Raw genomic sequence first — 17,251 nt, 5'->3', positions numbered from 1 at the left:
GACCGAGCCACCCAGGAGCGCGTCATGCCCCGATTCATACTGGACGGCACCGTTCTGCGGTACGACGACCTCGGTCCGGCCGAGGGCGTCGCGGTCGTGCTGATCCACGGACACCCCTTCAACCGGACCCTGTGGGCCGCGCAGGCCGAGGCGCTGGCGGCCGCCGGGTACCGGGTGCTCCTGCCCGATCTGCGCGGGTACGGCGAGAGCGGGGTGACGCCGGGGCAGGTGCTGCTGTCGCGGTTCGCGGACGACGTCGCCGCGCTTTTGGACGAGGTGGGCCTCCAGGCAGCCGTGGTGGGCGGGGTCTCCATGGGCGGTCAGATCTCGATGGAGTTCCAGCTGCGCCACCCCGACCGCGTCCGCGCCCTCGTCCTGTCGGACACCTCCGCGCCCGCCGAGACGCCCGAGGGCAAGGAGCGCCGGAACCGGCTCGCGGTGCGGCTGCTCGCCGAGGGCATGGGGGCGTACGCGGACGAAGTGATCGACAAGATGCTCGCGCGGTACAACGTGGCGGCGCTGCCGGAGGTCGCCGCGCACGTCCTCGGCATGATGCAGGTCACCGATCCGCGCGGGGCCGCGGCGGCGCTGCGCGGGCGGGCCGAGCGCCCCGACTACCGGGAGACGCTCGCCGCGGCGAAGGTGCCGGCGTTGGTGGTCGTCGGCGCGGACGACGTGTACACGCCGGTCGCGGACTCCGAGGAGATCGTGGAGCTGATGCCGGACGCGGCGCTGCGGGTGATCGACGGGGCCGGGCATTTGCCGGGCGTCGAGCAGCCCGAGCTGTTCAACGCGGTGCTCCTGGACTTCCTCCGCGACCGCTGCCCGACTGGCTAGCCGGGCCGTGACCCGTTCCGCGAGCGACCGGTTGCTCGACGCGCTCGGCGCCTTCGACCAGGACCACCCGTCCCTCACGCTGACCCGAATCGCTGAGCGCGCCGATCTGCCGCTGCCCACGGCGCACCGGCTCGTCGGCGCCCTCTCCCGCTGGGGCGCCCTGGAGCGCGACGAGGCGGGCCACTACCACGTGGGGCTGCGGCTGTGGGAGATCGCGGCGCTGGCCCCGCGCGGGCTCGGCCTGCGGCAAGCGGCGCTGCCGTTCCTGGAGGACCTGTACGAGGCGACGCACGAGAACGTGCACCTCGCCGTGCGGGACGGTGAGGAGGTCGTCTACATCGAGCGCCTGTCCGGCCGTTCGGCGGTGGGCGTGCACTCGCGGGTCGGCGCGCGCTGGCCGCTGCACGCGACGGGCGTGGGCCTGGTGCTGCTCGCGCACGGCGGCCCCGACCTCCAGGACCGTTGTGCGCGCGGCGAGTTGCGGGCGTTCACCCCGTACACCGTGACCGACCCGGGGCGGCTGCGCCGGATGCTGGCCGACGTGCGACGCGCCGGCGTGGCGGTGAGTGACCGTCAGATCACCGACGACGCGCTGTCGGTGGCGGCGCCGGTGCGCGGTCCGCGCGGGGACGTGGTCGCCGCGGTCTCCGTCGTCGTACCGGTCGACGGCGCGCGGACACCCGCGCTGATTCCGGCGGTGCAGCTGGCCGGGCGGGGCATCTCGCGCGCCCTGGGCTGGCAACCCGCACCCGCGGCTTCCGTCTGACGGAAGTGCCGTTGTGGGCGCCTGGCGCGGGTCACCAGGGTGGGCGGTGACGCGCGGCGACGGTGCCGCGCGCGGTGACCGGAGGGACGCCCGTCATGACCGCCTGCTCGGCCTTCGCCCGCAACCAGTGGTACGTCGCCGCCTGGTCCCACGAGGTGGGCCGGGAGCTGCTCGGCCGCACCGTCCTCGGTGAGCCGATCGCCTTCTACCGCACCGGGGCCGGGGAGCCGGTCGCGCTCGCGGACCGCTGTGTGCACCGCCGCTACCCGCTGTCGGCGAGCGGGCTCGACGGGGACCGGGTGGTGTGCGGGTACCACGGGTTCACCTACGACACGACGGGGACCTGCGTGTTCGTGCCGGGGCAGAAGCGGGTGCCACGGACGGCACGGGTCGGCTCGTACCCGGTGGCCGAGGTCGACGGCATGGTGTGGGTGTGGATCGGCGATCCGGAGCGGGCGGACCCGACGACGATCCCGCGCGCCCTGCACCTGGTCGCGGACGGCTTCGTGACGGTGGAGGGCATGGAGCCGATCGACGCGGACTACATGCTCCTCGTCGACAACCTCATGGACCTCTCCCACGAGACGTATCTGCACGGCGGCTACATCGGCACCCCGGAGGTCGCCGAGACACCCATCACGACCGAGGTCGACGAGGAATCCGGCGTCGTGCGGGTGTCCCGGCACATGAAGGACGCCGAGTGCCCGCCGTTCTACGCCCGTTCGACCGGCATCGAGGGCCGCATCGACCGCCGCCAGGACATCGAGTACCACGCGCCGTGCCTGTATCTGCTGCACAGCACCATCACCCCGTCGGGGCAGGACTCCCCCGTGTTCCGTACGGAGATCACGTACGCGATCACGCCGTCCTCGCCCGGCACGGTGTACGACTTCTGGGCGGTGTCGCGGAATTTCGCGACCGAGGACGACGACGTGACCGCGTTCCTGCGGGACTTCAACCACACGGTCGTGATGCAGGACGTCGACGCGCTCAATCTGCTCCAGCGCACCCTGGACACCGAGCCGGAGGGCTACCAGGAGCTCAGTATCAACATCGACACGGGCGGTCTGGCCGCGCGCCGCATCCTCGCCAAGCAGGCCGCCGGATGACCCGGCCCGTCTTCCGCATCGACTGGCTGCCGGGAACCGACCTCCTCGACGGCCACTGCTTCTGCGGGGCGCGGCACACGAGCCAGGACCCGGTCGCCATGTGGGAGTGGATGCTCGCCCACCCCGACCACCCCACCACCGCCGAGGACAAGGACCGTTGAACGTGAGTGACACGCTCGACCTCGTCGTCGCCGGACGCCGCCGCGAGGCCGCCGACGTCGTCTCCCTGCTGCTGCGCCGCCCCGACGGCGCGCCCCTGCCCGCGTGGGAGGCGGGCGCCCACATCGACCTGCTGCTCGACGGCGCGGAGGGTCGCGAACGGCAGTACTCGCTGTGCGGCGGGGACGACCGCTCCTGGCGGATCGCCGTGCTGCGCGAGCCGAACGGGCGGGGCGGCTCGGCGCGGGTGCACGACGCGCTGCCGGAAGGCGCGGCGGTACGTGTCCGGGGGCCGCGCAACCACTTCCGGCTCGAACCGGCGCCCGCCTACCGGTTCGTCGCGGGCGGCATCGGGATCACGCCGATCCTGCCGATGCTGGCCGCGGCGGCCGGCCGGGGCGCCGAATGGGCCCTGTTCTACGGGGGCCGCTCGCGCGACACCATGGCGTTCGCGGACGAGCTGACCACGGGGCATCCCGGCGGGCGGATCGAACTCGTCGAGGGGCTGCTCGACCTGCGGGCCGCGCTCGCCGGTCTCCGCCCCGGGGAACTCGTCTACGCCTGCGGCCCCGAGCCCCTGCTCGCGGCCGTGGAGGACGTGGTGCCGGCCGGGGCGCTGCGCACGGAGCGCTTCACCCCGGTGGCGGCCGACACGAGCGGCGACACGGCCTTCGAGGTCGAACTCGCCGCGCGCGGAGGGTCGGTGCGGGTTCCGGCGGACCGCACGGTCCTCGACGCGTTGCAAGAGGCCGGGGTCGAGGTCCTCTACTCCTGCACCGAGGGCACCTGCGGCACCTGCGAGACGGAGGTGCTCGCCGGGGAGGTCGACCACCGTGACAGCGTGCTCACGGCCGCCGAACGGGACGCGAACGAGACGATGATGGTGTGCGTGTCACGGGCGAAGGGGGCTCGGCTCACGCTGGATCTGTGACCGCCCGGCCCTCGACCGACTCCGGTCGTGCCGCGTGCTCCGCGCGGCGCAGCAGCACGGCCGCCACCAGGCCGCCCGTCAGCACGGCGGCCGCGCCGACGAGTTGGCCGGTCTCCAGGGCCGAGCTGAACGAGCGCGTCACCGCGTCGCGTTCGGCGCCCGATCCGGCCGCGGCGAGGGCGGCCGGGAGGGAGGCCGCGGTCACCGGGACGAGAGCGGAGAAGCGGGCGCTGAGCACGGCGCCGAGGACGGCGACACCGAGGCCGCTGCCGAACTCGGTGACCGTGCCGTTGATTCCGGCGCCCGCGCCCGCCTTCTCGCGCGGGATGGCGCTCATCACGGCGACGGCCATCGCCGGGTTGGCGAACGCACAGCCGACGCCCATGAGGACGAGGCCGACGAGCAGGCCCCCGTAGCCGTCCACGACCCGCCCCGCGAGCGCGACGGCGGCGAGCCCGCAGGCGAGGAGTGTCATGCCGACGGCCACGGAGCCCGGGATGCCGAGGCGCTTGCTCAGCCGGGCGGACAGGCCGCTGAAGTTGAGCAGGACCACCGTGAGCGCGAACGGCGCCGTGCGCAGCCCCGCCTCCAACGGGCCGTAGCCCAGGACGAACTGGAGCTGCTGCGTGAGCAGGAACAGCGCGCCGCCGCTGCCGAAGGTGATCAGCACGGCGCCGATGACGGCGCCCGTGAAGGTGCGGTTGCGGAAGAAGCTGACGTCGAGCATCGGGGCGGGGACGCGCCGCTCCCACAGGACGAAGGCGGTGAGCGCGCACACGCCGAGCCCGGCACCCGCGAGCACGTACGGCGAGGTCCAGCCGTGGTCGGGCCCGGAGACGACGGCGTAGACCAGCGAGGTCATGGCGACCGTGGACAGGAGCGCGCCGAGGAGGTCCGGCCGGTGGCTCTGCTCGACCTTGCTCTCCGGCACGAGGACGCTGACGGCGCACAGGCCGAGCAGGACCACGGGGAGATTGACGAGGAAGAGGGAGCCCCACCAGAAGTGGTCGAGGAGGAGGCCGCCCACGAGCGGCCCGGCGGCGAAGCCGAGGGCGTTGACGGCGGCCCAGATGCCGATGGCGCGCACGCGTTCGTCGTCGTCGAAGATCTGCATGGCGACGGCGAGGGTGGTCGTCAGCAGCAGGGCGCCGCCGACGCCCATGCCGGCGCGCGCGGCGATCAACTGGCCGGTGCTCTGGGCGATTCCGGCGGCGAGGGAGCCCGCGCCGAACAGGACGAGGCCGCTCAGGAGCAGCTTCTTGCGGCCGTAGCGGTCGGCGGCGGCCCCGGCCGCGAGCAGCAGACCCGCCTGCACCAGCACGTACGCGTTGATGACCCACTGGACGTCGGCGGTGTTCGCGCCGAGTTCGGCGGTGAGGGTGGGGACGGCGACGTTGAGGATCGTGTTGTCGATGATGACGACGAGTTGCGCGAGGCAGATCACGCCGAGGATGAGCCAGCGGCGCGGGTCCCTCGGCCGGTCCGGCGCGGGGGCGGTGGGCTGCTCGGCGGCGGGCGTCGCCGTCATGCGGGCTCCTTGTGGGCAGGCTGGGCAGGCGGAGAACACGGGGACCACCCCGCTGGTTAGGCAACCCTAACTCAATGGGGTGGCCGCGTCCGCCCCGCCTCCCGGAGCCCTCAGAGCACCCGGTGCATGACGTGCAGTCCGACACGGCCGTGCCGCGGGTGGTCGAACGCCTCGGGCACGGTGCCGAGGATCGTGAAACCGAGCGAACTCCACAGCCGTACGGCCGGGTTGGTCTCGACGACGGCGTTGAAGACCATGGCGCGGTAGCCGTCCGCCTTCGCCGTCTCCAGGACGTGCTCGGCGAGCGCGCGGCCGTGGCCGTGGCCGCCGTGGTCGGGGTCGACCATGAATCCGGCGTTGGCGATGTCCCGCGCCGGGCCGCTGTAGTTGGGCTTCACGTACGCGGTGGCGACGACGTCGCCCGCGTCGTTCTCCAGCACGAGGACGCGCTTGCCCGCGCCCTCGGTCCACAGGGCGCGGGCCACGGGCTCGCTGGTGTCGGTGTCCCAGGCGTAGGTCTCGCCCGCGCGCACGATCCGCTGCCAGAACGGCCAGATCCGCTCCCAGTCGCCTTCCCGCATGTCTCTGATCTTCATGGGGGCGAGTCTGGCACGGGGGCGGGCCGCCCCGTCGTGGGTGCTCAGCTGGTGAACGCCGCGCTCGGGGCCCGGGTCCGGTCGGCCGTCGGCGGGGCCAGCAGCAGCATCGCGCCGAGCCCGAGCGCCGCGACCCCCGCGAAGAACCAGAAGCCCCACGGGTGGGCGATGCCCGCCGTGACCAGGGCGCCGGTGACGAAGGGGCCGGTGATGGAGCCGAGCCGGCCCACCGCGGAGGCGAGACCGAGCGCGGTGCCGCGGGTACGGGCCGGGAAGACGTGGGCCACGTACCCGTAGATGAGGACCTGCGCGGAGAACACGAAGACGCCGGTGAGCAGGACCAGCGCGTTGAGCAGCAGGCTGCTCTCGATCCGCAGGCTCAGCACGGCGAGCAGCACGGCGCCCGCCGCGAACCAGATGCGGGCCACGCGCCGGATGCCGTACCTGTCGGCGACGAGCCCCGCGACGACGAGGCCGATGACCGCGCCGATGTTCAGGACCAGCAGCAGCGCGATGGAGCGGGAGATGGGGTAGCCCGCGCTGCGCATGAGCTGGGGCAGCCAGGTGTTGAGCCCGTAGACGAGCAGCAGGCCCATGAAGGAGCCGCCCCAGACGGCGAGGGTGGTGCGGCGCACGCGCGGGCCGAGCAGGTCGCGCATGCCGATGCGGTCGGCCTCCGGCTGCTGTTTGGCGGCGAGGTACGCGGCGGACTCCGGCAGCTTCCACCACATCAGCGGGACGACGAGCAGGCCCGCGACTCCCCCGCCGTAGAACAGCCAGTGCCAGTCGTCGGCGACGGCGAGCGCGAGGACGGAGGTGAGTACGGCGCCCACGTGGTAGCCGGTCATGGTGAAGGTGCTGGCGCTGGCGCGGCGGCGTTCGGGGAGGTTCTCCGACATGACGGTCAGGGCGACCGGCATGCACGCGCCGAGGCCGAGACCGGCGAGGAAGCGCAGCGCGCCGAACACGGCGACGTTCGGAGCGAGGGGTGTCACCAGCGTGAACGCCGAGAACAGCAGCACCGAGCCGATGAGCATGCCGCGCCGCCCGAACCGGTCGGTGAGCGGGCCGAGCCCCGCGGCGCCGACCGCGACCCCGACGAGGGACACGGTGGCGACGGCGGTGGCGTCGGCGGCGGTGAATCCGAGGTGGTGCGTCTTGAGCAGGGTGGGGATGGTGGCACCGAGCGCCACCAGGTCGTATCCCTCCAGCAGGACGGTCAGCCAGCACAGCACCGCTGTGGTGGCCGACCGCGTGGGAGACGTCGTCATTGCCGTACTCCTTGCCGAGCGAGCGGACGGGGACGGGGGTACGCGCTGTTCCTCGGGGACGGGGGAAGGGGGACGGGGGCGTGGCGCGGGATCAGAAGGGGTACGGCGCGATCTGCGGGCGCACGGTCACCCACTGCGTCTCGGTGAACGCCTCGATGTTGGCCTGCGCGCCGCCGAACCGGGAGCCGTTGCCGGAGTCGCCGACGCCGCCGAAGGGCGCGCCGGGCTCGTCCATGACGGTCTGCTCGTTGATGTGCACCTTCCCGGAGTGGATGCGGTCGGCGAGCGTCATCGCGGTGCCGACGTCGCCGAGGATGCCGACGGACAGGCCGTACGGGGAGGCGTTCACGATGCGGGCGGCCTCGTCGAGGTCGCGGTAGGTGCGCACGGGCGCGACGGGTCCGAAGATCTCCTCGCGCCAGGCCGGGGTGTCGTCGTCGAGGCCGGTGAGGACGGTCGCCGGGTAGTACGGGGCGTCGGCCTCGCCACCGGCGGCGACCTGCGCGCCCGCCGCGACGCTGTCCGCCACCACCCGTTCGATGTGGGCGAGTTGGCGTCCGTCGATGATGGGGCCGAGCGCGACGTCGCCCGCGGCCGGGTCGCCGACGGGCAGCGCCTTCGCCTTCTCGGCGAGCAGCGCCACGTACTCCTCGGCCTGCGACTCGTGGACGAGGTGGCGTCCGGTCGCCATGCAGATCTGGCCCTGGTGGAGGTACGAGCCGAACGCGCCGGCGGAGGCGGCGGCCGGGAGGTCGGCGCCGGGCAGGACGACGAGCGCGTTGTTGCCGCCGAGTTCGAGGTGGACCTTCTTGAGGTTCCGGGCGGCGGCCTCACCGACCTTGCGCCCCGCGGCGGTCGAGCCGGTGAAGGAGACGACGGAGACCTCGGGTGCCTCGACGACGGCGGCGCCGACGCTCGCGTCGCCGGGCAGCAGGTGGAGCAGCCCCTCCGGCAGCCCCGCCTCCTCGAAGACGCGGACGATGGTGACACCGCCGCACACCGCGGTGCGCGGGTCCGGCTTGAGGAGTACGGCGTTGCCGAGGGCGAGCGCGGGCGCGACGGAGCGGATGGCGAGGATCAGCGGGAAGTTGAACGGGGCGATCACGGAGACGACGCCCGCGGGGACGCGGCGCGCGAAGGACCAGCGGGGCTCGCCGCTGCTGAGCACGTCGCCGAGCGGGTGCGCGGGCAGGGCCGCGTCCTCGTAACACTCGGCGGCGGCGAAGTCGGTCTCGACGGCTGCCTTGGGACGGGTGGATCCGGCCTCGCGGACGATCCAGTCCTTGATCTCCTCGGCGTGCTCGGCGAACAGGTCGCCGGCCCGGCGCAGTACGGCGGCCCGTTCGGCGGGCGGGGTGCGGGCCCACTCCCGCTGCGCCTCGGCTGCGCGGGCGGCCGCGCGGGTGACGTCGTCGGCGGTGGCGCTGCCGATGGCGCCGAGCCGCTGCCCGGTGGCGGGTTCGACGACGGGAGTGGTTCCGCCGCCGCCCGCGGTCCAGCCGTCGAGGTGGATGCGCTCGTGCCATACGGGGTTGTCGAGGAGAGCCATGTTCACTCCGGTGTGGTGGGGTGGGTGTCGACCTGGATGAGCCGGGGCCCGTCGGTCGCGGGTGTCTTCAACCGCTCGCGCAGTTCCGCGGGTTCGGTGACGGTGGTGGCGGGCACCCCGTATCCCGCGGCGAGCGCGGTGAAGTCGATGCCGGGGATCTCGGTGCCCGGCACGTCCGGGGTGTCGAGCAGCGTCCCGAACCAGCGCAGCGCGCCGTACGTGCCGTTGCGCAGGATCAGGAAGGTGACCGGTACCCGGTAGTGGGCGGCGCTCCACAGCGCCGTGATGCCGTAGTTGGCGGAGCCGTCGCCGACGACCGCGACGACCGGGCGGTGCGGGTCGCCCATCGCGGCGCCGACGGCTGCGGGGAGTCCGAAGCCGAGTCCGCCGGACGCCGGGAAGAAGTAGGAGCCGGGGCGGCGCAGGTCCATCTGGCGCCACCAGGCGGAGTTGGTGGAGGTGGACTCGACGACGTAGCGGGTGTCGGGCGGTTGGGTGTCGCGGAGGGCGGCGAAGACCTCCTCGGGGTGGAGTGCGGGCCCGGGGGCGGTGGCGGGCTCGGGCGGGACCGTGAACTCCCGTGGTCCGGAGGGGCGTTGCGGCAGCCGGGTGAGCAGGGCCGTGAGGACGGGGCCGGGGTCGGCGACCAGCGCCTCCCCCATCGGGGCGCGGGCCGCGGCGCCCGGGTCGTCGGTGACCTGGATCAGGCGGGCGCCTTCGGGCAGGTACGGGCCGGGCACGTGCTGGTGGTAGCGGAAGACGGGCGCGCCGAGGACGAGCACGAGGTCGTGACCGGCCAGCGCGGACGACACCGAGCCGATTCCGGCGGGCAGCACGCCGCGCAGGAGGGGGTGCCGGTTCGGGAACGGCAGGCGGTGCAGCGAGGGCGCCACCCACACCGGCACGTCGAGGTGTTCGGCGCAGGCCACGGCCCGGTCGAAGAGCCCGTCGGCGTCGATGTCACCGCCGAGTATCAGCACGGGGTTGCGGGCGCGTCCCATCTCCCGTACGAGCGCGTCGAGTTGCTCCTCGTCCGGGGCGAGTCCGCGCCGGACCCGCCGCTCCAGGACACCGCAGGCGTGGTCGTCGACGTCCGCGTCCCAGTCGTCGTAGGGCACGGAGAGGTAGCTGGGCCTGCGCTGGAGTTTGGCCTCGAAGACGGTCTGGGCGAGGGAGCGGGGGACGTCGGCGGCGCAGGCGGGTTCGGCGGAGAAGCCGACGAGGGGACGCATCAGGTGCGGGGCGTCGACGTTGGCGAGCATCGCCTCCAGGCCGACGGCGGAGCGCACCTGCTGGCCGGCCGTGAGCACCAGCGGCGAGCGCGCGTACACGGCGTTGGTGAGCGCGCCCATGGCGTTGCCGGATCCGGCGGCGGCGTGCAGGTTCACCAGTGCGGGGCGGCCGGTGACCTGGGAGTATCCGTCGGCCATGCCGACGACGACGCCTTCGTGCAGACCGAGGACGTAGCGGAAGGTGTCGGGGAGCCCCGCCAGGAAGGGCAGTTCGTTCGAGCCCGGGTTCCCGAAGATCGTCGTCAGGCCCTGGCGCTCGAGGAAGGCGTGGGCGACACGGCGTGCGGTCGGCATGCGCGGAGTCCTCCTTGACCGGCGGTGATGTGGTTGAGCCTAGAAATAAAGCCGACCGTGCTCCAATCAATGTTGCCTACCCGCTTCATAGACAGGATCGATAATGCGGGACTTCGACCTCAACCTCGTCCGGACCTTCGTGCTGCTCTACGAGACCCGCAGCGTGACGGCGACCGCCGAGGCCCTGCACGTCACCCAGCCGACCGTGAGCTACGGGTTGCAGAAGCTGCGCCGCCGTTTCGACGACGAGCTGTTCCGGCGCACGGGCGCGGGGCTCGCCCCGACGACCACGGCCCGCGCCCTCTACGAACCGCTGCGCGGCGCCCTCTCGGAGATCGAGAAGTCGGTCAGCGGCGCCCACTCCTTCGACCCGGCCACGGCGCGCGCCGCGTTCACGGTCTGCCTGTCGGACCTCGGCGAGGTCGCGCTGCTGCCGCGGCTCATGGCCGAACTGCCGCGCCAGGCACCGGGCACCACGCTCACGGTGCGTCCGCTCGACATCAGCGGCGCCGCCGACCAGTTGGGCCGCGGGGAGATCGACGCGTTCATCGCCTCGACACCGCTCGGCTCGCCGCGGGTGGAGCGGGTCCCGCTGTTCTCCGAGGGGTACGTCGCGGTGGTGGCCCGCGACCATCCGCGGCTGCGCGGCCGCTCCGTGGACCTGGCCGCGCTCGGCGCCGAACAGCATGTGACGGTGTCGGGGCCCGCCGGGCACGAGGGGCCGCGCCGCGCCCTGGAGGCGCACGGCCTGCTGCACCGCGTGGTGCTCGACGTGACCCGGTTCGCGGGGCTGCCGTACCTCATCCAGGACAGCGAACTGGTGGCGGTGGCGCCCCGGCTCGTGGCCCGCATGTTCGCCGCCGACCACCGGGTGCGGATGCTGGAACTGCCGATCGACATCGAACCGGCGCAGGTCGCGGTCTACGCCCGGCACGCGCACGCCCGCACTCCGGCGCAGCACTGGCTGGTGGACTTCATGCGGGACACCCTGACGACCAGCCTGCCGTGACACCCCCCTGTGTGACGCGCCACCCCTCGGCATACCTTTTTTGACATACCTATTCCGGCAGACTTATTTTCTCCTCATGCCCGATTCCCTCAGCCCTGAGCAGGACGTCGAGCGAGTGGCCACCGCCCTCGCCGCGTCCCTGCCCGCGCTGAGCCGGGCGCTCGACCGGCGGGTCGGGCAGGACTTCGCACGGCCGAAGCCGACGGAGGGCCAGATCGCGCTGCTGCGGTACGTCACGCAGCAGGAGGGCGCCACCGTGCGCGAGGCCGCGGACGCGCTGCTGATGCGGCCGAACAATGTGAGTGCGATCGTCTCGCAACTCACCCACCAGGGACTCCTGGAGCGCAGGCAGGACCGCACCGACAAGCGGATCGCGCACCTGTACCCGACGGCCCGCGCCCGGCGTGAAGTCGCCGAGGTGCGCGGCCTCGAGGGCAGGCACCTCGCGCAGGCCCTCGAATCGCTCAACGACGGCGAGCTGGACGCGCTCGGCTCGGCGCTCGGCGCGCTGGAGTCCCTGACGCGGGCTCTGCGCCCGTCGCCGCAGGTCTAGCACCCACCCGCCGCTTCCCGCAGAGCCCTTTCCACTCCCCCGTGCCGGCCGTCGCGCCGCCGGGGGCGGCTTCTGTTGTCACCCCATTCCGTCTGTCACCTCATTCCGTCCTTTCCGTCTTCGCACCAGACAAGGCAGTCCCTTCATGTCATCCACCGACGTGGGTCGCTCACGCATGCCCTCGCACGCCGCCCCGGCCACCAAGGCCGCTCCCGGCGGCCGGCGTGCCAACCCCTGGCTCACGCTCATCGCCGTCGCGTTCGGGCTCTTCATGGTCCAGCTCGACGCCTCCGTCGTGGCGATCGCCAACCCGGAGATCGGCCGCGCCCTGGGCGCGTCCACCGCCGATCTGCAATGGGTCACCAACGCCTACCTCCTCGCCCTCGCGGCCTCCCTGATCCTCGGCGGAAAGCTCGGCGACCGGTTCGGGCGGCGCACCTTCTACCTGGTGGGTGTCACCGGGTTCGTCCTCGCCTCCGTCGCCATCGGCCTGTCCGGGTCGATCACCGGCGTCATCGTGTTCCGCGCCGTGCAGGGCTTCTTCGGCGGTCTGCTGATGCCGAACACCCTCGGCCTGCTGCGCGCGACGTTCCCGCCGCGCAAGTTCGGCATGGCCGTGGGGATCTGGGCGATGGTCTCCGCCGTGTCCACGGCGCTCGGCCCCATCGTGGGCGGCCTGCTCGTCGAGCACGTCACCTGGGAGTCCGTCTTCTACATCAACGCCCCCATCGGCGTCGTCGCGCTGATCGTGAGCGCGGCCGTCCTGCCCCGGAGCAAGGCGTCGGCGGCCGAGCAGCGCTTCGACGTGCTCGGGGTCGTGCTGCTCGCGTTCGGCCTGCTGTGCGTCGTGTTCGGTGTCGTCAAGGGCGAGACGTGGGGCTGGGCCTCCGCGGGCACGCTCGGCTCGATCGCCGTCGGTGTGCTGGTCCTCGTGGCCTTCGGACTCCACGAGAACCGGCTCGCGCACCCGCTGCTGCCGATGCGGCTGTTCCGCAGCCGCGCCCTGACCATCGGTACGGTCATCACCGCGCTCAACTTCTTCGTGATGCTCGGCGTGATCTTCTTCGTGATGCTGTACCTCCAGAACGTGCGCGGCTTCACGCCCGTCGAGGCGGGTGTGCGCACGCTGCCGCTGAGCCTCGCCTCGCTGGTGGCGTCGCCGCTCGGCGCGGCGCTGACGCAGAAGTACGGGGCGCGCCTCACGATGCCGCTCGGCATGCTGCTCCAGGCCGCCGCCACATTCGGGATGCTGACATGGGACACGGGTTCGTCGTACGTGACGATGTGGCCGCCGTTCATCGCGCTCGGCCTCGGTGTCGGCATGGTGCTGGCCGCCTCGTCGGACGCGATCGTGGGCCAGGCTCCGGTCGCGGACGGCGGTGTGGCGGGCGGACTTCAGGCCACGTCGCTGCAGATCGGCGGTGCGCTCGGCACCTCCGTCCTGATGTCCCTGATCAGCAGCCGGGTCGGTTCCTCGCTGGTCGGCGAACTGACGTCGGCGGGGGTCCCGGACCGGGTCGCGCAGGGTCTCACCGAGGCGCGGGACGCCGTGTCCATGGGGGTGGCGCCGGTCTCCGGTGACATGCCGGAGCGGCTGCGGGCCGCCGTGGTGGAGGGCAGTGGGCAGGCCTTCATGAACGGTGTCCACACCGCGCTCACCGTCACCGGTGTGCTGTGTGTGCTCGGCGCCGTCCTCGCCGCGGCCGGACTGCGCGGGACCGGCCCTGCGCGGCACTGACAGCGCGGTCGGCGTCCACCCTGCGCACGGGTGGACGCCGACCGCCGTGCTGTGGGTGGCTCAGTCGCCGCGCGCCGACTCCGGCCCCGTGATCCGCCGCAGCAGCGGCAGCGTGGAGGCGATGACGGCGAGCGAGACGACGATCCCGGCGAGGGTCAGCCCGACGTACCCCGCCCCCGGCGCGCGTACCGAGTAGTCGAACTGCGCCTGGAGGAACAGCTGCGCGGTCAGGAACCCCATGCCGATGGCAAGCGCCGCGACGAGCAGCAGCGGCGCGGCGCTCTCCAGCAGCACCACCCGGCGCAGCGTGCGCAGCGGCACTCCGCTGAGCCGCAACAGGGCGAAGGGGCGCCTGCGTTCGTTGAGTCCTCCGGCCACGGCGACCGCGAGGCTGCATCCGGCGATCGGGAAGCTGATCGCGACGACGACGGTGGCCAGTTGCCGGTACTGCCCGACGCCGCTCCACCGCTGCGCGTAGTCCTCGGCGACCGTGTACGGCGCCAGTTCGTCCGGGTACGCCGTGGTGAGCAGCGTACGGACCCGCTCGACCGCGGCGGTGGACCCGTCCGTCGTCACCATGATCCCGGTGACCGGCAGGGACTCCAGGCGCCGCGGGTCGATCGCCGCCTCGGGCCACACGGCGGGCCGGGCCCGGTCCTCCCGCATGCCGAGGCGCGAGAAGTCCGGCGGGACGGCGGCGGCCTCGGCTCCGGCCGGGCAGGTGTGGTGCTCGGGCATCCGCGCCAGTTCGGCGCAGGAGACCAGGCCCGCCAGGATCGCCCGCTGCCCCTTCGGCGGCGCGGGTTCGGCCGGGTCCGGGATGCCGAGCGGATTCGTGCGGATCACCATGACCCGGTGGACGCCGGGCACGGATTCCAGCTCCGCGCGGGTCGCGGCGGGGAGCGCTGCCGGGGGTTCGCGCGTCGGCTTCTCGTCGAACTGCCGGTCGTAGTGGCCGACCACGGTGCTGCCGAACGCCGCCCGCTCCTCGGGCACACCGCTCTCGGCGACGACCGACGTGATGATCCCGACCGCCGTGCTGGTGACGCACAGGGCGAGTACGAGGCCGCTGACCGCGCGGAATCCGGCCTTCGGGTCGTCGGCGAGGCGCCGCCCCGCGACGAGCAGCGCCGGCCTGCGGGTGCAGCGGACCAGCAGCCGCGCTCCGGCCATCGTCAGCCAGGGCCCCGCGAACACGATGCCGGCCAGGATCAGGAGCATGGCCGGGACGAACGCGAGGATCTGACCGCCGGTGGACTCGGGGACCCGGCCGATGACCCACCACAGCTGTCCGAGGCCGAGCGCCAGCGGGACCAGCCGCCAGGCCCGCGGCGGGCGGGGCGTCGTCCGCCGGGTCACGCCGAGCGGCGACACCCGTACCCGGCGCAGCGCCACGCGCGCCGCGACGGCCGCCGCCAGCGGCACCCCGACCGCGACCAGCAGGGCCTCGCCGATGCCGAGGGTGAGGTCGGCGGTGAAGAAGGGGGTGCCGGTCAGGTCGGCGCGGGCGACCAGGGGTCGCAGCGCGTACCAGAGGCCGAAACCCACCGCCGTGCCGGCGAGGGCGGCGACCGCGGACTCGATCGTGGCGATCAGCGACACCTGGCCCGGTGTCGCGCCGACCAGCCGCATGGCGGCGAAGCGCTGCTCGCGGCGGGCGGCGGCGAGGCGGCTGGCCGTGCCGGTGAGGATCAGCACGGGGAAGATCAGGGCCACGGCGACCACGGAGAGGATGAGCGCCATGCCGTCGGCGTCGATACCGGCGGCGACCTCACAGTTCGGGCCGCTGCACCGGCTTGGCGAGCGGGTCTCGATGGTGGTGACGCTGCGGGCGCCCTCCTCCCCGGTGAGTTCGCCGGGGCGGTGCCCGACCACGACGAGCAGCGAGTCGGGTCCCGGCAGCGCGGCGTCGCCGATCGTGCCCGCGCGGCGGCCCGGGTACCGGTCGGCCAGCTCGGCGGCGGGCGTGGCGCGCAGCAGCTCGGCGAGGGCCGGGGACACGTAGTACTCGCCGGGCCCCGGGAGACGGGGCAGGCCCGGCGGCACCGGCGAGTCGGGCCCGGTCGCCGCCACGTCGACACGGCCGATGAGCGCCCCGTCGTAGTGGTCGGCCCGCAAGCGCCACCACAGCGGGTCGGCGCCGACGGCCCGCGCGTCGCGGCTGTGGGTGAAATCGGCGCCGGTGTTGAGCCACGCGTTGCGGTCGTTCTGGGCGCGGGTGGCCTGGACGGCGGCGAGCGTGGACAGCAGCAGCGCCACTCCCACCGCGACGGCGGCGGCGATCACGGCCAGCCGGATCAGGGCCTCCCGGCCGCCCGCGACGGTGAGGCGGAGCCCGAGGCGGATCACGGGACGATCCGCGCGAGGGAGAGCGGTGTCACCCGGCCGTCGCGGACGACGACCTCCCGGTCGGCGAAGGCGGCGACGCGCGGCTCGTGGGTGACGAGGACGACGGTGGTGCCCTCCTCGCGGGCGGTACCGACCATCAGGTCCATCACCTGTTCGCCGGTGAGGGAGTCGAGGGCGCCGGTGGGCTCGTCGGCGAAGAGCACGCGGGGCCTGGCGACCAACGCCCGTGCCAGTGCCACCCGTTGGGCTTGTCCGCCGGACAACTCGCCGGACCTGCGGTTCTCCAGGCCGTCCAGTCCGAGCCGGCCGAACCAGGCGCGGGCCTCGCGCAGGGCGGAGCCGCGGCGGCCGCGCGCGAGGAGCAGTGGCAGGGCCACGTTCTCCTCGGCGGTCAACTCGGGGACGAGCTGGCCGAATTGGAAGACGAAGCCGAACCTGTCGCGGCGCAGCGCGCTGCGTTCGGCCTCCTTCAGGGTGTCGATGCGCCGCCCTTCGTAGTGGATCTCGCCGCTGTCCGGGACCAGGATGCCCGCGAGGCAGTGCAGCAGCGTCGACTTCCCGGAGCCGCTCGGCCCGGTCACGGCGACGATCTCGCCCTGCGCGACGCAGAGTTCGGCGCCCCGCAGCGCGGGCGTGCTGCCGAACGACAGCACGGCGTCCCGCGCCTCGACCACGTACGGTGTCGCGCTCGCGCTCATGACCCCACCTCCGCAGCCAGGACGTCGAGCCGGGACACGGTCATGTCGATCCACCGCAGGTCGGCCTCCAGGTGGAACAGCCCGTGGTCGGCCAGGAGCCGGTCGACGAGGCCGCCCGTGCGGCGCATCTCGGTCAGCTCGCGCATCCGGTGCATGTGCGCGGCGCGCTGCGTGTCGAGGTAGGTCTGGGCGTCGCGCTCCAGGAGCAGGGCGAGGACGACCTTGGTGAACAGCACGGTCTGAAGGTGCTGTTCGGGGGTGACCGGCTCGACGAGCCAGGCCTCGACCTCGGTGACGCCGCTGTCGGTGATGACGTACCGCTTGCGGTCGGGCCCCTCCCCCGGCTCCGACTCGCCGACGGCCACCTTCCCGTCGCGGGCCAGGCGGCGCAGGGTCGAGTACACCTGTCCGTAGGGCAGCGGCTTTCCGCGCCCGAAGTACGTGTCGTAGTTCCGCTTGAGGTCGTACCCGTGGCTCGACTCACGTTCGAGGAGCCCAAGAAGCGCCAGTGGAACGGTCATACCCCGATGTATACGCCGGGTGTATACCCCCGGTCAATAATCCCGAGCGGC

At 73.3% G+C, this 17,251-nt stretch carries 16 protein-coding genes; 8 read left to right on the top strand and 8 right to left on the bottom strand.

What is annotated here, in order from left to right; all coding sequences use genetic code 11:
• Positions 1–24 precede the first annotated feature (24 nt).
• The 5 genes from ACYBSK_RS18410 (at position 25) to ACYBSK_RS18390 (ending at position 3,802) form a co-directional block, all read left to right on the top strand.
• Positions 25–837 (top strand): alpha/beta fold hydrolase, encoded by an 813-nt coding sequence (locus ACYBSK_RS18410; protein WP_460246880.1) that lies wholly within the window; start codon positions 25–27, stop codon positions 835–837.
• A 7-nt stretch (positions 838–844) separates the two neighbouring features.
• Positions 845–1,603, top strand: coding sequence for an IclR family transcriptional regulator (locus tag ACYBSK_RS18405; RefSeq protein WP_460246879.1), 759 nt, complete (start codon positions 845–847; stop codon positions 1,601–1,603).
• Positions 1,604–1,698: 95 nt separating this feature from the next.
• The gene (locus tag ACYBSK_RS18400; RefSeq protein ID WP_460246878.1) at positions 1,699–2,712 is read left to right on the top strand and encodes an aromatic ring-hydroxylating dioxygenase subunit alpha; all 1,014 of its coding nucleotides are present in this window, start codon (positions 1,699–1,701) and stop codon (positions 2,710–2,712) included.
• Positions 2,709–2,873 carry a hypothetical protein gene (locus ACYBSK_RS18395; protein WP_460246877.1) on the top strand — a complete coding sequence of 55 codons (165 nt, stop codon included), beginning with the start codon at positions 2,709–2,711 and terminating at the stop codon, positions 2,871–2,873. Before ACYBSK_RS18400 ends, ACYBSK_RS18395 begins: the two co-directional genes overlap by 4 nt.
• 2 nt (positions 2,874–2,875) lie before the next feature.
• A complete protein-coding gene (locus tag ACYBSK_RS18390) occupies positions 2,876–3,802 on the top strand; it encodes a PDR/VanB family oxidoreductase (RefSeq protein ID WP_460246876.1) in 927 nt (308 codons plus the stop codon).
• Here ACYBSK_RS18390 and ACYBSK_RS18385 read toward each other — a convergent pair.
• The 5 genes from ACYBSK_RS18385 to mdlC form a co-directional block, all read right to left on the bottom strand.
• Positions 3,786–5,330, bottom strand: a complete 1,545-nt coding sequence (locus tag ACYBSK_RS18385; protein WP_457478213.1) for an MFS transporter — start codon at positions 5,328–5,330, stop codon at positions 3,786–3,788. The two genes, ACYBSK_RS18390 and ACYBSK_RS18385, sit on opposite strands and share 17 nt — an antisense overlap.
• A gap of 110 nt (positions 5,331–5,440) precedes the next feature.
• A complete protein-coding gene (locus ACYBSK_RS18380) occupies positions 5,441–5,926 on the bottom strand; it encodes a GNAT family N-acetyltransferase (RefSeq protein WP_457478212.1) in 486 nt (161 codons plus the stop codon).
• Positions 5,927–5,970: 44 nt separating this feature from the next.
• The gene (locus ACYBSK_RS18375; protein WP_457478211.1) at positions 5,971–7,197 is read right to left on the bottom strand and encodes an MFS transporter; all 1,227 of its coding nucleotides are present in this window, start codon (positions 7,195–7,197) and stop codon (positions 5,971–5,973) included.
• Positions 7,198–7,288: 91 nt separating this feature from the next.
• Entirely contained in the window at positions 7,289–8,746 is a 1,458-nt protein-coding gene (locus ACYBSK_RS18370; protein ID WP_460246875.1) for an aldehyde dehydrogenase family protein, read from the bottom strand.
• 2 nt (positions 8,747–8,748) lie between these two features.
• Positions 8,749–10,332 (bottom strand): benzoylformate decarboxylase, encoded by a 1,584-nt coding sequence (mdlC, locus tag ACYBSK_RS18365; RefSeq protein WP_460246874.1) that lies wholly within the window; start codon positions 10,330–10,332, stop codon positions 8,749–8,751.
• A gap of 103 nt (positions 10,333–10,435) precedes the next feature.
• On the opposite strand from mdlC, the gene ACYBSK_RS18360 reads away from it, so the two are divergent.
• From ACYBSK_RS18360 to ACYBSK_RS18350, 3 genes are all read left to right on the top strand, one after another.
• Entirely contained in the window at positions 10,436–11,341 is a 906-nt protein-coding gene (locus tag ACYBSK_RS18360; protein ID WP_460246873.1) for a LysR substrate-binding domain-containing protein, read from the top strand.
• 76 nt (positions 11,342–11,417) lie between these two features.
• Positions 11,418–11,894, top strand: coding sequence for a MarR family winged helix-turn-helix transcriptional regulator (locus ACYBSK_RS18355; RefSeq protein WP_460246872.1), 477 nt, complete (start codon positions 11,418–11,420; stop codon positions 11,892–11,894).
• A gap of 145 nt (positions 11,895–12,039) precedes the next feature.
• Positions 12,040–13,632 (top strand): DHA2 family efflux MFS transporter permease subunit, encoded by a 1,593-nt coding sequence (locus ACYBSK_RS18350; RefSeq protein ID WP_460246871.1) that lies wholly within the window; start codon positions 12,040–12,042, stop codon positions 13,630–13,632.
• Between the two features lie 60 nt (positions 13,633–13,692).
• Here the strand turns inward: ACYBSK_RS18350 and ACYBSK_RS18345 are convergent, their stop codons facing one another.
• The 3 genes from ACYBSK_RS18345 to ACYBSK_RS18335 are packed head-to-tail and all read right to left on the bottom strand — an operon-like array spanning position 13,693 to position 17,200.
• Positions 13,693–15,981, bottom strand: coding sequence for an FtsX-like permease family protein (locus tag ACYBSK_RS18345; protein ID WP_460246870.1), 2,289 nt, complete (start codon positions 15,979–15,981; stop codon positions 13,693–13,695).
• Complete coding sequence (locus ACYBSK_RS18340) at positions 15,978–16,679, bottom strand: ABC transporter ATP-binding protein (protein WP_457478204.1); 702 nt, start codon at positions 16,677–16,679, stop codon at positions 15,978–15,980. The genes ACYBSK_RS18345 and ACYBSK_RS18340 overlap by 4 nt, the downstream gene beginning before the upstream one ends.
• Entirely contained in the window at positions 16,676–17,200 is a 525-nt protein-coding gene (locus tag ACYBSK_RS18335) for a PadR family transcriptional regulator (protein WP_460246869.1), read from the bottom strand. Before ACYBSK_RS18335 ends, ACYBSK_RS18340 begins: the two co-directional genes overlap by 4 nt.
• Positions 17,201–17,251 lie beyond the last annotated feature (51 nt).

It is taken from the genome of Streptomyces sp. BYX5S (assembly GCF_054724165.1).
The sequence above is the reverse complement of the archived record's forward strand: the minus strand, read 5'-3'. Positions and strand labels throughout refer to the sequence as shown.